At 58.1% G+C, this 13,567-nt stretch carries 16 protein-coding genes; 15 read left to right on the top strand and 1 reads right to left on the bottom strand.

All coding sequences use genetic code 11. The annotated features are described in order from the left end of the window. Nucleotides 1–27 precede the first annotated feature (27 nt). Nucleotides 28–372, top strand: a complete 345-nt coding sequence (locus AC2FH8_RS19060) for a hypothetical protein (RefSeq protein WP_142640171.1) — start codon at nt 28–30, stop codon at nt 370–372. Nucleotides 373–474: 102 nt separating this feature from the next. On the opposite strand, the gene AC2FH8_RS19055 is transcribed toward AC2FH8_RS19060, so the two are convergent. Further along, nucleotides 475–687 carry a DUF1127 domain-containing protein gene (locus tag AC2FH8_RS19055; RefSeq protein WP_142640173.1) on the bottom strand — a complete coding sequence of 71 codons (213 nt, stop codon included), beginning with the start codon at nt 685–687 and terminating at the stop codon, nt 475–477. Nucleotides 688–1,020: 333 nt separating this feature from the next. Between AC2FH8_RS19055 and ruvC the strand changes: the two genes are divergently transcribed. The 14 genes from ruvC to AC2FH8_RS18985 all read left to right on the top strand — a co-directional run bounded on the left by ruvC (nt 1,021) and on the right by AC2FH8_RS18985 (nt 13,336). Continuing rightward, complete coding sequence (gene ruvC, locus AC2FH8_RS19050; RefSeq protein ID WP_142640175.1) at nt 1,021–1,518, top strand: crossover junction endodeoxyribonuclease RuvC; 498 nt, start codon at nt 1,021–1,023, stop codon at nt 1,516–1,518. Then, complete coding sequence (gene ruvA, locus AC2FH8_RS19045) at nt 1,515–2,192, top strand: Holliday junction branch migration protein RuvA (protein ID WP_271952277.1); 678 nt, start codon at nt 1,515–1,517, stop codon at nt 2,190–2,192. Before ruvC ends, ruvA begins: the two co-directional genes overlap by 4 nt. 4 nt (nt 2,193–2,196) lie before the next feature. After that, nucleotides 2,197–3,216 (top strand): Holliday junction branch migration DNA helicase RuvB, encoded by a 1,020-nt coding sequence (gene ruvB / locus AC2FH8_RS19040; RefSeq protein ID WP_142640179.1) that lies wholly within the window; start codon nt 2,197–2,199, stop codon nt 3,214–3,216. A 61-nt stretch (nt 3,217–3,277) separates the two neighbouring features. Beyond that, nucleotides 3,278–3,901 carry a hypothetical protein gene (locus AC2FH8_RS19035; protein ID WP_142640181.1) on the top strand — a complete coding sequence of 208 codons (624 nt, stop codon included), beginning with the start codon at nt 3,278–3,280 and terminating at the stop codon, nt 3,899–3,901. Next, nucleotides 3,898–4,281: a tol-pal system-associated acyl-CoA thioesterase gene (gene ybgC / locus AC2FH8_RS19030; protein WP_142640183.1), complete on the top strand. Its 384-nt coding sequence runs from the start codon at nt 3,898–3,900 to the stop codon at nt 4,279–4,281. The genes AC2FH8_RS19035 and ybgC overlap by 4 nt, the downstream gene beginning before the upstream one ends. A gap of 105 nt (nt 4,282–4,386) precedes the next feature. Next, entirely contained in the window at nt 4,387–5,082 is a 696-nt protein-coding gene (tolQ, locus tag AC2FH8_RS19025) for a protein TolQ (protein ID WP_142640185.1), read from the top strand. A 1-nt stretch (nt 5,083) separates the two neighbouring features. Beyond that, nucleotides 5,084–5,560: a protein TolR gene (gene tolR / locus AC2FH8_RS19020; RefSeq protein WP_142640204.1), complete on the top strand. Its 477-nt coding sequence runs from the start codon at nt 5,084–5,086 to the stop codon at nt 5,558–5,560. A gap of 9 nt (nt 5,561–5,569) precedes the next feature. Further along, on the top strand, nt 5,570–6,673 hold the full coding sequence (tolA, locus tag AC2FH8_RS19015) for a cell envelope integrity protein TolA (protein ID WP_496690472.1): 1,104 nt from the start codon (nt 5,570–5,572) through the stop codon (nt 6,671–6,673). Further along, entirely contained in the window at nt 6,670–7,989 is a 1,320-nt protein-coding gene (gene tolB, locus AC2FH8_RS19010; RefSeq protein ID WP_142640188.1) for a Tol-Pal system beta propeller repeat protein TolB, read from the top strand. The genes tolA and tolB overlap by 4 nt, the downstream gene beginning before the upstream one ends. Nucleotides 7,990–8,077: 88 nt before the next feature. Further along, on the top strand, nt 8,078–8,587 hold the full coding sequence (gene pal / locus AC2FH8_RS19005) for a peptidoglycan-associated lipoprotein Pal (protein WP_281973807.1): 510 nt from the start codon (nt 8,078–8,080) through the stop codon (nt 8,585–8,587). Nucleotides 8,588–8,591: 4 nt separating this feature from the next. Then, a complete protein-coding gene (ybgF, locus tag AC2FH8_RS19000; RefSeq protein ID WP_496690471.1) occupies nt 8,592–9,416 on the top strand; it encodes a tol-pal system protein YbgF in 825 nt (274 codons plus the stop codon). Beyond that, nucleotides 9,413–10,666 carry a tRNA lysidine(34) synthetase TilS gene (gene tilS, locus AC2FH8_RS18995; RefSeq protein WP_496690470.1) on the top strand — a complete coding sequence of 418 codons (1,254 nt, stop codon included), beginning with the start codon at nt 9,413–9,415 and terminating at the stop codon, nt 10,664–10,666. The genes ybgF and tilS overlap by 4 nt, the downstream gene beginning before the upstream one ends. 76 nt (nt 10,667–10,742) lie before the next feature. Then, nucleotides 10,743–12,659, top strand: a complete 1,917-nt coding sequence (gene ftsH / locus AC2FH8_RS18990) for an ATP-dependent zinc metalloprotease FtsH (protein WP_142640196.1) — start codon at nt 10,743–10,745, stop codon at nt 12,657–12,659. Nucleotides 12,660–12,760: 101 nt separating this feature from the next. Beyond that, nucleotides 12,761–13,336: an MOSC domain-containing protein gene (locus AC2FH8_RS18985; protein WP_496690469.1), complete on the top strand. Its 576-nt coding sequence runs from the start codon at nt 12,761–12,763 to the stop codon at nt 13,334–13,336. Nucleotides 13,337–13,567 lie beyond the last annotated feature (231 nt).

Here is a 13,567-nt window from a genome sequence, read left to right as displayed (position 1 = left end):
TGGGGGGCGGTTGATTTGGAGGCTGCCATGACTGGAAAACAAATTGAATTTGATCAGCGCGTTCATCGGCTGAACAAGAAACATTCGAAGATGACCCGTGGTTATCGTGCGACTATGCGCAAAGATGGCTTGGTTGTAATGAAACCACAGCGGGTTCAGTCCGCGGTGCCTGCAAAGGCTCTGCTGATCTGCTTGGCTGGGCTGTTCGCATTCAAAACGCTTTTGCTGACCAGCTTGGGGTCGTCGGCCTACCAGTATCGTGTCGATAGCCTTGCGCAAGGGACCGAAGTGGAGAAGGCGGGGGCATGGATCATGCAGATCGACCCGGTATCACAGGCCCTCTCGTCTCAACTCAGCAAAGTTCTCCGCTAAGTTTCTTCCGTTTTGAATAGAAACGCCGCGTATCCGGGGATACGCGGCGTTCTTCTTTGCCCCGAGGGAGAAGGGGAAAATCAACGGTAAGTTTGCTTTGCCTTAGCGGCGGCCTTCCACGACGATTTCAATGTCGCCACGGCACAGGCCGATATCTTCCAGCTCGCGGTCCGACAGACCGCTCAGCGCGTTGCGTGTAACGCGGGCATCATTCCATTCGACAACGGCGTTTACGACCATTGCGAAAGTCGCGCCGATACGGCCGACGAGGCCAAATGAGCCAGTGGTGGTGCGGGTTGTGTCCAGTGCAGCCATATCCTGTTTCCTTCCGGTTTGTGTTAAACTCTGATCTTGCGATCTGACGGGCATTTAGGGATGGTTTTCTGACTGCACAAGCATAGAAATTGCATGTGTCCTATGCGTTTTTTGCAATGCTCGAAAAACATGGAAACGCCTTAATTTATTGGCAATTTTGCCTTCATCAAGCTGGTCGGAACCCGACATTTTTCAGTCGCAATCAGCTCATTCTGTCGGAGACAGGACGACCGTGTCGCAATCTGACCATCAGTCAATTCGCTTGGAAAATGTTCTTGTTTCGTGCTAGTCGGTAAAAAAGAACACACAAACCCGAGCAGGCCGAGGCTATATATGCGAATTCTGGGCATTGATCCGGGGCTACGGACCCTGGGATGGGGCGTCATCGAATCACATGGCAGCCGTCTCAGTCATGTTGCCAATGGGTTATGTAAATCGGACGGGGATGATCTGGGAGAGCGGTTGCTATCGCTCCATAATCAGATCGTCGAAGTGATTGCCGAGCATCAGCCCGATCAGGCCGCCATCGAACAGACCTTTGTGAACAAGGACGGAGCCGGTACGCTTAAGCTGGGTCAGGCACGAGGTGTGGCACTGTTGACGCTGGCGCAGGCCGGGTTGCCGGTGGGGGAATATGCGCCCAATCGAGTCAAGAAAACGGTTGTGGGCGTGGGCCATGCCGAAAAGGAACAGGTTCTTCATATGGTCAAGTTGCAACTGCCGGGCTGTCAGCCCAAGGGCGCGGATGCCGCGGATGCGCTGGCGATAGCGATCTGTCATTCCTTTTATGGGGCAACGCCACAGTCGCGGATGAAACAGGTGCGGGCATGATTGGCAAGCTGACAGGCCGGTTGGATTACCGCGCGGCGGATCACGTGCTGATCGACGTGCGTGGGGTCGGCTATCTGGTCTATTGCTCGGACCGTACGATGGCTGCGCTGCCGGGCGTGGGTGAGGCGATCTCGATCTACACCGACATGGTGGTGCGCGAGGATTTGATGCAGCTTTACGGGTTCCTTTCGCTGGTCGAGAAGGAGTGGCATCGCCTGCTGTGCTCGGTGCAAGGGGTCGGGGCCAAGGTTTCGCTAGCAATCCTCAGCGCCTTGGGCCCCGATGGTGTTAGCCGGGCGATTGCTCTGGGCGATTGGGGGGCGGTCAAGGCAGCCAAGGGCGTGGGCCCAAAAACCGCGCAGCGGATCGTGCTGGACCTCAAAGACAAGGCGCCCGGCGTTATGGCCATGGGCGGCACGGTGACCGAGGCAATGGATGGCCCCGCGCTGGATGTGGTGGAACTGACTGAACCGACACCTGTGCCAAAGCGGCCCACCATAAGCGCATCAGGTAATGCAGCAGCATCTGCCGGGGCATTGTCGGCACTCTCCAATCTGGGCTACGGCCCGTCCGAGGCCGCGTCAGCCGTGGCCGAAGCCGCGGCAAGCTTGCCCGAAGCGGGTGAGGCGGACCTGATCCGCGCTGCGTTGAAACTATTGGCTCCGAAAGGGTGATTGTATGGTAGATGCCGATCCCACCCTGCGCCCCGAGCCGTTGCCGGAAGACAATGACCGCGCCTTGCGCCCGCAGGGACTGGACGAATTCATCGGTCAAGCCGAGGCGCGCGCCAATCTGCGTATCTTTATCCAATCCGCTCGCCAAAGGGGTGAGGCAATGGATCATACGCTGTTCCATGGCCCTCCGGGTCTGGGCAAAACCACGCTGGCGCAGATTATCGCGCGTGAGTTGGGGGTGAATTTTCGGATGACATCTGGCCCGGTTCTGGCAAAGGCGGGCGATCTGGCGGCGATCCTGACCAATCTGGAAGCGCGCGATGTGCTGTTCATTGACGAAATCCATCGATTGAATCCAGCGGTCGAAGAGGTCCTGTACCCGGCGATGGAGGATTTCGAGCTGGATCTGGTGATTGGTGAAGGCCCGGCCGCGCGCACGGTGAGGATCGAGTTGCAGCCGTTTACTCTGGTCGGGGCCACCACCCGGATGGGACTGCTGACCACGCCGCTGCGCGACCGCTTTGGCATCCCGACACGCCTGCAGTTCTATACCGTTGATGAATTGCACGAGATTGTCACCCGCAACGCGCGCAAGCTTGGGGCACCGGCTGATGACAGCGGCGCCCGAGAGATCGCGCGCCGGTCACGCGGAACGCCTCGGATCGCCGGGCGCCTGCTGCGGCGGGTGGTGGATTTCGCAATCGTCGAAGGCGATGGACGGATCACCCGCGATTTGGCTGATGGGGCGTTGACGCGGCTGGGGGTCGATCATCTGGGGCTGGACGGCGCGGACCGCCGGTATCTGAAGCTGATCGCCGAGAATTACGCGGGCGGGCCGGTAGGTATCGAAACCTTGTCGGCAGCTCTGTCGGAAAGCCGGGACTCGCTGGAGGAGGTGATCGAACCCTTCCTCTTGCAGCAAGGCCTGATCCAACGCACACCGCGTGGCCGGATGCTGGCGCAGAAGGCGTGGACGCATCTGGGCATGGCCGCACCCAAGGGGCAAAACGATCTGTTTGGTTGAAGCCGAGCCTGCGAGCTTTTAAGGGTTTCGCCAAACATTGTCCGATTGCCGAGGATTGCGTGTGACACCCGACGACATTCAAGCCCTGTTCACCCGCGAAAGCGGAGAGTTCCTGTTTGCGCGCTGGGGCCGCCCCATCGTGCCGATCGTCTTTGGGGTCGAAGATGAAAGTTTGGCCACGGTCAAAGGCGCGTTCGAGGCAGTGGTAACACTGGCAGGGCATCAGATGGCAGAAACCGACCCCGAGCTTGGCGCCAACTGCATGGTCTTTTTCTTCCGCGACTGGAAAGAACTGACAGAAGTGCCCGATCTGGACCGTTTGGTCCCTGATCTGGGGCCGTTGGTTGATCGGTTGATCGCGGCCGATGCCAACCAGTACCGGATATTCCGTTTTGAAGAAGACGGCGCCATTCGTGCGGCCTTTGTGTTTTTGCGGATGGACAATGAATTGTCGCAAGTCCCCGCTGAAACGCTTGCGCTCAGCCAGGTGGTGCAAACGGTGCTGCTCTGGTCCGATACCGCTTTTCGCAACCAGTCGCCCTTGGCAGTGGCGGGTGACGCGACGATATTGCGACCAGACATTGCCGGGTTGATCCGGGCGGCATACGATCCTGTCCTGCCGGGCGCGGCGCAGGATGCCTCTCATGCGCTGAGATTGTTTGCCAGATTGGATCAACCGCAATGAAGCACGTCTATTCCGTTAAAGTTTATTACGAAGACACCGATATGGGCGGCGTGGTCTATCACGCTAACTATTTGAAATACATCGAACGCGCCCGGTCGGACTATGTGCGGCGCCTGGGCAATGACCAGAATGCCATGCGTGACGCAGGTATCGTTTGGGTCGTGCGCCGGATCGAGGCGGAATACCTGGCCCCGGCCAAATTTGACGACGATCTGGAGATCGAGACCGAAATCAAGTCTCTGTCCGGTGTCCGTCTGATCATGGCGCAAGTGGTCAAACGGGGCGAAGAGGAGATTTTTCGCGCCATCGTTACCGCCGTCTGTATGAATGCGCAGGGCAAGCCCGTACGCCTTCCGGCAGAGATTCGCGCATTGTTGTAACAATTTGCAGGGCCCGAGTGGTTCTGTTGGCAATTCGCCCCCATCTGCGTTAGCGTTTGACAAAACAAGGCCGTAAGGCTGTCAGGCAAAACAAAGAGCAGGTTCATGGAAGCTGAAACGCTGGCGCTGGCGCAGGAGATCGATTTCTCCATGTGGGGGCTTTTTGCCCGCGCGACTTTTATCGTTAAACTGGTAATGCTGATGCTTATTGGCGCATCAGTCTGGTCCTGGGGGATCATCATCCAGAAACTGATCAATTACCGTGCTGCAAGGCGTGAAGCTCAGGTTTTTGATGAGGCTTTCTGGTCCGGGAACCCCCTGGATGAACTGTTCGAGCAGATCGGTACCCAACCCGATGGCAGTTCGGAGAAGATATTTGCCTCGGGCATGATCGAATGGCGCCGCTCGCACCGCACTGATGGCGGGCTGATAGCTGGTGCCACTGCACGCATTGATCGGTCGATGGATGTGGCCATCGCGAAAGAGGCCGAGGCGCTGCAAAAGGGCCTGCCCATTCTGGCCACTGTCGGCTCAACTGCACCCTTCATTGGTCTGTTCGGAACGGTTTGGGGTATCATGAATGCGTTCATCGAGATTGCCGAGCAGCAGAACACCAACCTGGCTGTTGTCGCCCCCGGTATTGCCGAGGCCTTGCTGGCCACCGGCCTGGGCCTGTTGGCCGCGATTCCGGCAGTGATTTTCTATAACAAACTCAGCGCAGATAGTGACCGGATTGTTGGAGGCTATGAAGCCTTTGCCGATGAGTTCGCCACCATTCTGTCGCGCCAACTGGACAGCTGAGATGGGGGCTGCGGTTCAGCAATCCTCGGGCGGGAATGGTCGCAGGCGTGGTCGGCGTCGCGGTCGTGCGCAACCGATGGCAGAGATCAATGTCACACCTTTTGTGGACGTTATGCTGGTGCTGCTTATCATCTTCATGGTGGCCGCGCCCTTGCTGACTGTTGGTGTCCCGGTTGATCTGCCTAAAACGGCGGCCAGTGCGCTGCCCGGCGATAACGAAGAACCCTTAACGGTCACGCTGACCGCGGATGGCAGGGTACAGATCCAGACCACGGATATTTTGCGCGAAGAGTTGATTGGAAAACTGCGTGCTATCGCAGCAGAACGCAGTAGCGACCGAGTGTTTTTGCGCGCGGATGGTGCGATCCCTTATGCGCAGGTGATGCAGGTAATGGGCGCGCTTAATGCGGGTGGGTTCTCCAATGTGGGGCTGGTGACCGATACGGGCGGCCCGACACTGGACGACGGTGGAGAGTGAGGCCGCACGGTGGATACCGGCACCAAGATCTCGGCGATTGCCCATGTCAGTCTGATTGGTTGGGCATTTTTCGGCGGTACATTCCGATCCGAACCGTTGCCTATGGCCGTGCAGGATGTCTCGGTCATTTCGGCTGAGCAATTTGCGGCTATGACCGCTCAGCGGGATGCACCCGAAGTGCCAACGCCAACAGCGCTACAGCCGCCCGAAGCCCCAACAGACGAGGAGCCAGCGCCGGAACCGGTAGTGGAGGAGCAGCCTTCGTTGCAAGAGGCGGAACCTGCTGAACCCGACCCGGACCCGGATCCTGAGCCTGAACCGGTTGAGCCGCCGCCAGAACCGGTGGTGATTGAACAGCCACCGGTGTTGGACACTCCCGCCCCCGAGATCGTCGACCTTACGGTGCCTTCTGGGCCAGAAGCACAGCCCAGCCCGGCCGAGAATGTTGCGCCGGTGCCGGTTGCGCCGCCTCCGCCCGAGGCCGCGCCTGATGAAATCGAAACCCCGGCCGTATCTTTGGACGAGGGAGCCGAGACCCAGCAGGAACAGCAGGATCAGACCGCCCCCGAGGAAAAGGCTGACGAGATCGTGACCGAAGCGGAAGAGCCCAAAGAAAACGCTCCCCGAACATCGCCGCGCCCGCGGACCCGTCCCAACCGCCCGACACCACCGGTCGAGCCCGAAGTGGCGGAGACGCCCGAGCCCGAACCCACAGAGCCCGCGCAGACGGAAACAGCCATCAACGATGCGCTGGCCGAGGCGTTGGGACAAGGGAGTGAACCCTCTGGTCCGCCCTTGACCAGCGGCGAAAAGGACGCGATGCGATTGGCCGTTTCCCAATGCTGGAACGTCGGGTCCTTGTCCACGGATGCTCTGCAGACAGTTGTTGTTGTCGGATTTTCGTTGACCCCTGATGGCAAGGTGGTTGGCGGCAGCTTGCGCCTGATCGACAGCTCAGGCGGTTCTGACGGCGCAGCCAGACAAGCCTATGAGGCTGCTCGACGTGCCATTTTGCGCTGTGGAGCCAAAGGATATGACCTGCCAACCGATAAATACGAGCATTGGCAGGATATTGAGATTACATTCAATCCCGAGAGGATGCGGATCAAATGATGAGACTTCTGACCAGCCTGTTGCTTGGCCTGACACTGGTGTCGGCACCTGTTCACGCCCAAAGTGGACCGCTTCGCTTGGAATTGGATCAGGGGATCATCGAACCCTTGCCCTTTTCGGTTCCGAATTTTGTGCCGGACAGCACAGCAGCTGCGCAATATGCCCAGGATATCTCGCGGGTTGTGGCCGCCGATCTAACCGGAACAGGGCTGTTCCGCGAAATTCTGTCTGATGCTTTCATCAGCCAAGTGGCCAGCTTTGAAGATCCCGTTCGGTTCGCGGATTGGAAAGCCATCAATGCCGAGGCTTTGGTGACAGGTGCTGTGAATGTGTCGGGCAATCGCCTGACGGTGCGGTTCAGGGTCTGGGATGTGTTTTCTGGGCAGGAGCTGGGCAACGGTCTGCAGTTTGCCGGGACGACTGAAGGGTGGCGGCGCATGGCCCATAAAGTGGCGGATCAAGTCTATAGCCGTGTAACGGGCGAGGGCGCCTATTTCGACAGTCGCGTTGCCTTTGTCTCGGAAAGCGGCCCCAAAAACCAGCGCCTGAAACGGCTGGCGATCATGGATTATGATGGTGCGAATGTGCAGTACCTGACCGACAGCGCCGCCATTGTTCTGGCACCACGCTTTTCACCTGCCGGTGATCAATTGCTCTATACCAGCTACGAATCCGGTCAGCCGCGCATCTATGTTTTGGATATCGAGCGGGTCAGGCGGACTGAGTTGAACACCCAGGGCGGCACGATGAGCTTTTCGCCCCGGTTTTCGCCAGATGGACGGTCGATCGTCTATTCGCTTATTCAGGGCGGCAATACGGACCTGTGGAAAATGGATCTGGCTTCCGGGCAAAGCGTGCGGCTGACCAATACGCCCGCGATCGAAACCGCCCCCAGCTATTCGCCGGACGGTTCCCAGATCGTGTTTGAAAGCGACCGTTCGGGCACACCACAGCTTTACATCATGCCCGCAAACGGGGGCGAGGCGACGCGGATCAGCTTTGGTCAGGGCCGTTATGGAACGCCGGTCTGGTCCCCCCGTGGCGATCTGGTTGCGTTTACCAAGCAGAATAAAGGCCGATTTCATATCGGTGTCATGCGAACAGATGGCAGCGAAGAGCGTTTGCTGACCTCGTCGTTTCTGGACGAAGGACCGACATGGTCCCCTAATGGTCGCGTGATCATGTTCACACGAGAAACCCAGGGCGCAAGTGGCCGGGCGACGCTGTATTCGGTGGATATCTCGGGACGCAACCTGCGCCCGATCCGCACCCCGGATGGGGGCAGCGATCCGTCATGGGGCCCACTGCAGAATTGATTACGGCTGCTGGCAGGAAAAGTTCACAAGGAACCTGCACTATGCTACAGAGACGGCAATAAAGAGAAAAAACAACGAGGCACCTGAGATGAACGTATTGGGCAAAATCCTAGCACTAGGTGTGTTTGGCGCGTTGGCGGCCTGCACCAATAACGATCCGTCTGCGCTGGGCGGCGGCTTTGGCAATGGCGCAAATGGCGGGCTGGCCGCGGGCTCTCCAAGTGATCCGCGCTCGCCTGCATATTTCCAGCAAACTGTTGGTGACCGGGTTCTGTTTTCGGTCGATCAGTCGACGCTGACACCGCAGGCGCAGTCAGTGCTGCAGGGGCAGGCCGACTGGCTGATGGCCAACCCCGACTTTGTGGCAACGATCGAAGGCCATGCGGATGAGCAGGGCACGCGTGAGTATAACCTCGCACTGGGTGCGCGCCGGGCAAATGCCGCCCGCGAGTTCCTGATTTCCCGCGGAGTAGCGGGCAACCGGCTGACAACTGTCAGCTTTGGCAAAGAGCGTCCGATCGAGATTTGCAGCACCGAGGACTGCTATTCGAAAAACCGTCGTGCAGTCACGGTGCTGACCGGATCAACTTTGGGATAAGACGATGAAACTAGCAGGATGGGTTCTGGCCGCAGTTTTGGCGACCGCCGGTTTGGCACAAGCACAGGATCAGCAAACCTTGGCGGATATCCGGCAGGAACTGACGGTGCTGCATGTGGAAATTCAGCGGCTCAAGCGCGAGTTTTCAACAACTGGCTCTCCGGCCCCGAACCTTTCCGGCAGTTCGATACTTGAACGCGTTGATGCCATAGAGGCCGAGTTGCAGCGCCTGACGCGCCAGACCGAACAGTTGAACCAGCGTGTACAGAATATCGTAACCGACGGGACTAACCGCATCGGTGATCTCGAGTTTCGCTTGGTCGAACTGGAAGGCGGTGACCTGAGTACGCTTGGTGATACAACAACTCTGGGCGGAGATACGGACATCACATCCGCAGCCCCTACTGCTCCGACAGCGCCAACCGATGCCGACCTGGGTGAGTTGGCAGTAGGCGAGCAAGCGGATTTCAATGCCGCTGCTCAGGCGCTGGCCGATGGAAACTTCCAGGCCGCTGCGGATCAGTTCGCAGTATTCGATACATCATATCCCGGAAGCCCGCTTGCGCCCGAAGCACACCTAAAGCGCGGGCAGGCGTTGGAAGGCATTGGCGACACCCGCGAAGCTGCAAGGGCTTTTCTGGCCAGCTTCACGGGTGATTCCGAAGGCGCCTATGCGCCTGAGGCTTTGTTCGAACTGGGTGCTGCTCTGGGCCGTCTGGGACAGACCGAACAGGCGTGTATCACACTGAGCGAGGTTAGCGTCCGGTTCCCGGCCTCGGCATTGGTCTCCAGCGCTACGCAGGAAATGACGTCACTGGGTTGTACTTGACCACACAAGGCACACTCCTGAAATCCGAACTCCGCGCGCGATTGCCGGAAAACCTTCCGCGCCGTCTAGGCGTTGCGGTATCCGGTGGCGGTGACTCAGTTGCTTTGCTGAGTTTGTTGAAGCACATCGCCCAAGAGGAACAGGTTGAGCTGTTTGTCGCCACGGTGAACCACAATCTGCGCCCCGAAGCGGTGGCGGAGGCAGATTGGGTGGCGCAGCTTGCCCAGGGTCTGGGCCTTCCACATGAGACGTTGCACTGGCAGGGGTGGGACCAGACAGGTAACCTGCAGGATAGGGCGCGGCAGGCCCGGTACCAGTTGCTGTCAGACTGGGCGCGTGACAAGCAGATCGGTGCGATTGCCCTGGGACACACCGCCGATGATCAAGCCGAAACCATGCTGATGCGATTGGCGCGCGCTGCTGGTGTGACGGGATTGTCCGGCATGCCCGCAATGCGGAACTATCAAGGGATCATGCTGCTGCGGCCGATGTTGGGGATCACCCGGCAACAACTGCGCGATTATCTTGCCGAGATTGGGGCAGATTGGATCGAGGATCCATCGAATCACGACCGGCGGTTTGATCGTATCAAGGCGCGCAACGCGTTGACCGGCTTATCCGAAATTGGGATTTCGGTGCATTCTCTGTCCCGCGTTGCTGAAAACCTTGCTCAAGCCCGTGAAGCATTAGAGCAGATTACGCAGGAATCCGCCCGTCAGGTCCTGAGTGTCGATGGCGGCGATATCTGTGTCGATCGCGCGCGATTTTCCACTCTGCCTGCGGAAATCCGACGTCGTCTTCTTATAGGTTGTGTCCGCTGGATTGCGGGCCGCGGATATCCACCGCGTCAGGCTGCAACAGACCGGGCGCTACTCGCGATTGATCAGGGTGCGGCGGCGACGATAGGTGGATGCCTCTTGATCCCAAAAGCCGATAAAATGTGGGTTTGCAGAGAGCTAAATGCCGTTGAGAGCGAACCCGGCGCACCCGGTCAGATTTGGGATGAACGGTGGATTCTGTCTGGTCCGGCGATTCCCGACGCACAGGTTCACCCGTTAGGTGCGGCTGGTTTGCAGGCCGTGCCAGATTGGCGTGCACTTGGAAAACCGCGCGCCGCGCTTCTGGCGTCTCCGTCCGTCTGGAGTGGAGAGGTCTTGGTATCTGCACCTATGGTGGGTTTCTCAAATGGTTGGCTTGCAGAACTGACGCCAGAAGAGCCCGAGTTTCACTCTTCGGTTTTATCGCATTGAACCTGCTTGAATCATCTCTATTTTAAAGAGCAACCCGGCAGATCCCCATCTGCCGAAATCTTTTGGGAGATTTTTCTTGGGCAACGCTCGTAACATCGCCTTTTGGGTCGTTCTGTTTTTGCTGATCCTTGCACTGTTCAATCTGTTCAGCGGACCAGGTGGAACGCTTCAGAGCAATGAAAGAACCTATTCTGATTTCGTGACCGCTGTTGAAGGCGGCGAAGTCAAAAACGTGACATTGGATGGCGAGCAAATTCGCTATACCACGCAAAGCGGCGCAAGCTATGTCACGATCAAGCCCGGCGATGCCGAGGTGACCAAACTGCTGATCGATGAAAGCATCCCGGTTCAGGCTGTGAAACAACAGCAATCGGGCATTCAGTCTTTCCTGGTCACTCTTCTTCCTTTCCTGCTGCTGATCGGTGTCTGGGTCTACTTCATGAACCGGATGCAGGGTGGCGGCAAAGGTGGCGCGATGGGCTTTGGCAAGTCCAAGGCCAAGATGCTGACCGAAAAGCATGGCCGTGTAACCTTTGATGATGTCGCTGGCATCGACGAGGCCAAGGAAGAACTGGAAGAGATCGTAGAATTCTTGCGCAATCCGCAGAAATTCAGTCGTCTGGGTGGCAAGATTCCAAAAGGCGCTTTGTTGGTGGGCCCTCCGGGGACCGGTAAAACGCTGCTGGCCCGCGCCATTGCGGGTGAGGCGGGTGTGCCCTTCTTCACCATTTCGGGTTCGGACTTTGTTGAGATGTTCGTCGGTGTCGGTGCATCCCGTGTCCGCGACATGTTCGAACAGGCCAAGAAAAACGCTCCCTGTATCGTCTTTATTGACGAGATTGACGCCGTTGGCCGCCATCGTGGTGCCGGTTATGGCGGGGGTAATGACGAACGTGAACAAACGCTCAACCAGTTGCTCGTCGAGATGGACGGGTTCGAGGCCAATGAGGGCGTGATTATCCTGGCGGCCACCAACCGTAAGGACGTTTTGGACCCTGCGCTGCTGCGTCCAGGCCGTTTCGACCGCAACGTGACTGTCGGCAACCCCGACATCAAAGGCCGCGAGAAGATCCTGGGCGTTCACGCACGCAAGACGCCCCTCGGACCTGATGTCGATCTGCGCATCATCGCGCGCGGGACTCCGGGCTTCTCGGGTGCTGATCTGGCCAACCTCGTGAATGAGGCCGCGCTGATGGCCGCCCGCGTCGGTCGCCGCTTTGTTACCATGGAAGATTTCGAGAATGCCAAGGACAAGGTGATGATGGGTGCCGAGCGCCGCTCGATGGTGCTGACCCAGGACCAGAAGGAAAAGACTGCCTATCACGAATCAGGGCATGCCGTTGTTGGTATGACGCTGCCGTTGTGTGATCCGGTCTATAAGGCAACGATCATTCCGCGTGGTGGTGCGCTGGGCATGGTGGTGTCACTGCCAGAAATGGACCGCCTGAACTATCACCGCGATGAGTGTGAGCAAAAGCTGGCCATGACCATGGCCGGTAAGGCGGCTGAGGTGATCAAATATGGCGAGGACCATGTCTCGAACGGTCCGGCGGGCGATATCATGCAGGCCAGCCAACTGTCGCGCGCGATGGTGATGCGCTGGGGCATGTCGGACAAGGTCGGCAATATCGACTATGCCGAAGCGCATGATGGCTATTCAGGCAACACTGCCGGGTTCTCGGTCTCGGCCCATACCAAGGAACTGATCGAGGAAGAGGTCAAGCGCCTGATCCAGCAAGGATATGAGCGTGCGCATCAGATCCTGTCAGAACAGAACGAGCAATGGGAACGTCTGGCCCAAGGGCTGCTGGAATATGAAACCCTGACCGGTGACGAGATCAAACGCGTCATGAATGGCGAGCCGCCCAGCGAAAGCGATGACGAGGGCGATAAACCTGATGAGGGCAGCGCCCCCAGCGTGACAGCCATTCCGAAAACCAAGGTTAAGAAAACTCCGCCCGATGGCGGGATGGAGCCGGAACCAACGGCTTAAACTTTCAAAGACCCGGGCCTGTCCCGGGTCTTTTTTCTTTTCAATCGCGAAGGTTTGCCCTCTATTCCGCATCAGATGTCAGTTCTGAAAAAGGGATAAATATGCCGGTATTGCGCGAAACCGAATTCACGGGAGAAGTTATTTGGTTGGGCCACGTACCAGCAGGTGAAACTCTCCGGGCCAATGCCGTGGACAGTCTGGATTTGGGTTTCTCGGGTGATCAAGGCGCGCGTCACGAAGGCGTGAATCGTACCTCTTGCGTGCGAGTCAAAAACCTGTACCCGGTAGGCACCGAAATTCGCAATGTGCGGCAGTTATCGATCCTGTCCGCAGAAGAACTTGATGCCATCGCGCAGGAAATGGGCTTGGGTAAGCTGGACCCGTCCCATCTGGGGGTCAGCATTGTCTTGCGCGGCATTCCGGATTTCACCCATATTCCGCCCTCGTCTCGTTTGCAGGTGGAAAATAGCGTGACGCTGACAATCGACATGGAAAACCGGCCCTGTATCCTGCCGGGGCGCGAGATCGAGGCTGACTTGCCCGGATATGGTGCGGCCTTCAAGCCCGCAGCGCAGGGACGGCGGGGGGTCACGGCTTGGGTCGAAAGACCCGGAGAGCTGAATCTGGGCGATGAGCTTACACTGTTTGTCCCTGATCAGAGAGCCTGGACACCATAAGGGACCGCAATTTCCGATCGGAAGGTGCCGATGTGACGCTACGACGTTTCAAGGCGCAATTATGTCGGAATCCATAGCCACCAATTTGGTACACAACGGTATGGAGTGAGCAGCGCCGGCGTTCTGCGTCGGGTTTGCACGGAATTCAATCAGGGACCGAAACCCAATGAGCTATAAATCTGACATCGAAATTGCGCGTGAGGCGAAGAAGAAGCCGATTCAGGAGATTGG

It is taken from the genome of Ruegeria sp. CDSC025 (assembly GCF_059610805.1).
This window is presented reverse-complemented; position numbering and strand designations above follow the sequence as displayed.

What these genes read in the sequence shown, in the direction of transcription:
- AC2FH8_RS19055 (WP_142640173.1), bottom strand. Translation starts at nt 687, where the DNA reads ATGGCTGCACTGGACACAACCCGCACCACCACTGGCTCATTTGGCCTC.
- ruvA (WP_271952277.1), top strand. Translation starts at nt 1,515, where the DNA reads ATGATTGGCAAGCTGACAGGCCGGTTGGATTACCGCGCGGCGGATCAC.
- AC2FH8_RS19060 (WP_142640171.1), top strand. Translation starts at nt 28, where the DNA reads ATGACTGGAAAACAAATTGAATTTGATCAGCGCGTTCATCGGCTGAAC.
- tolR (WP_142640204.1), top strand. Translation starts at nt 5,084, where the DNA reads ATGGGGGCTGCGGTTCAGCAATCCTCGGGCGGGAATGGTCGCAGGCGT.
- ruvC (WP_142640175.1), top strand. Translation starts at nt 1,021, where the DNA reads ATGCGAATTCTGGGCATTGATCCGGGGCTACGGACCCTGGGATGGGGC.
- ruvB (WP_142640179.1), top strand. Translation starts at nt 2,197, where the DNA reads ATGGTAGATGCCGATCCCACCCTGCGCCCCGAGCCGTTGCCGGAAGAC.
- ybgF (WP_496690471.1), top strand. Translation starts at nt 8,592, where the DNA reads ATGAAACTAGCAGGATGGGTTCTGGCCGCAGTTTTGGCGACCGCCGGT.
- AC2FH8_RS18985 (WP_496690469.1), top strand. Translation starts at nt 12,761, where the DNA reads ATGCCGGTATTGCGCGAAACCGAATTCACGGGAGAAGTTATTTGGTTG.
- ybgC (WP_142640183.1), top strand. Translation starts at nt 3,898, where the DNA reads ATGAAGCACGTCTATTCCGTTAAAGTTTATTACGAAGACACCGATATG.
- tolB (WP_142640188.1), top strand. Translation starts at nt 6,670, where the DNA reads ATGATGAGACTTCTGACCAGCCTGTTGCTTGGCCTGACACTGGTGTCG.
- pal (WP_281973807.1), top strand. Translation starts at nt 8,078, where the DNA reads ATGAACGTATTGGGCAAAATCCTAGCACTAGGTGTGTTTGGCGCGTTG.
- tolQ (WP_142640185.1), top strand. Translation starts at nt 4,387, where the DNA reads ATGGAAGCTGAAACGCTGGCGCTGGCGCAGGAGATCGATTTCTCCATG.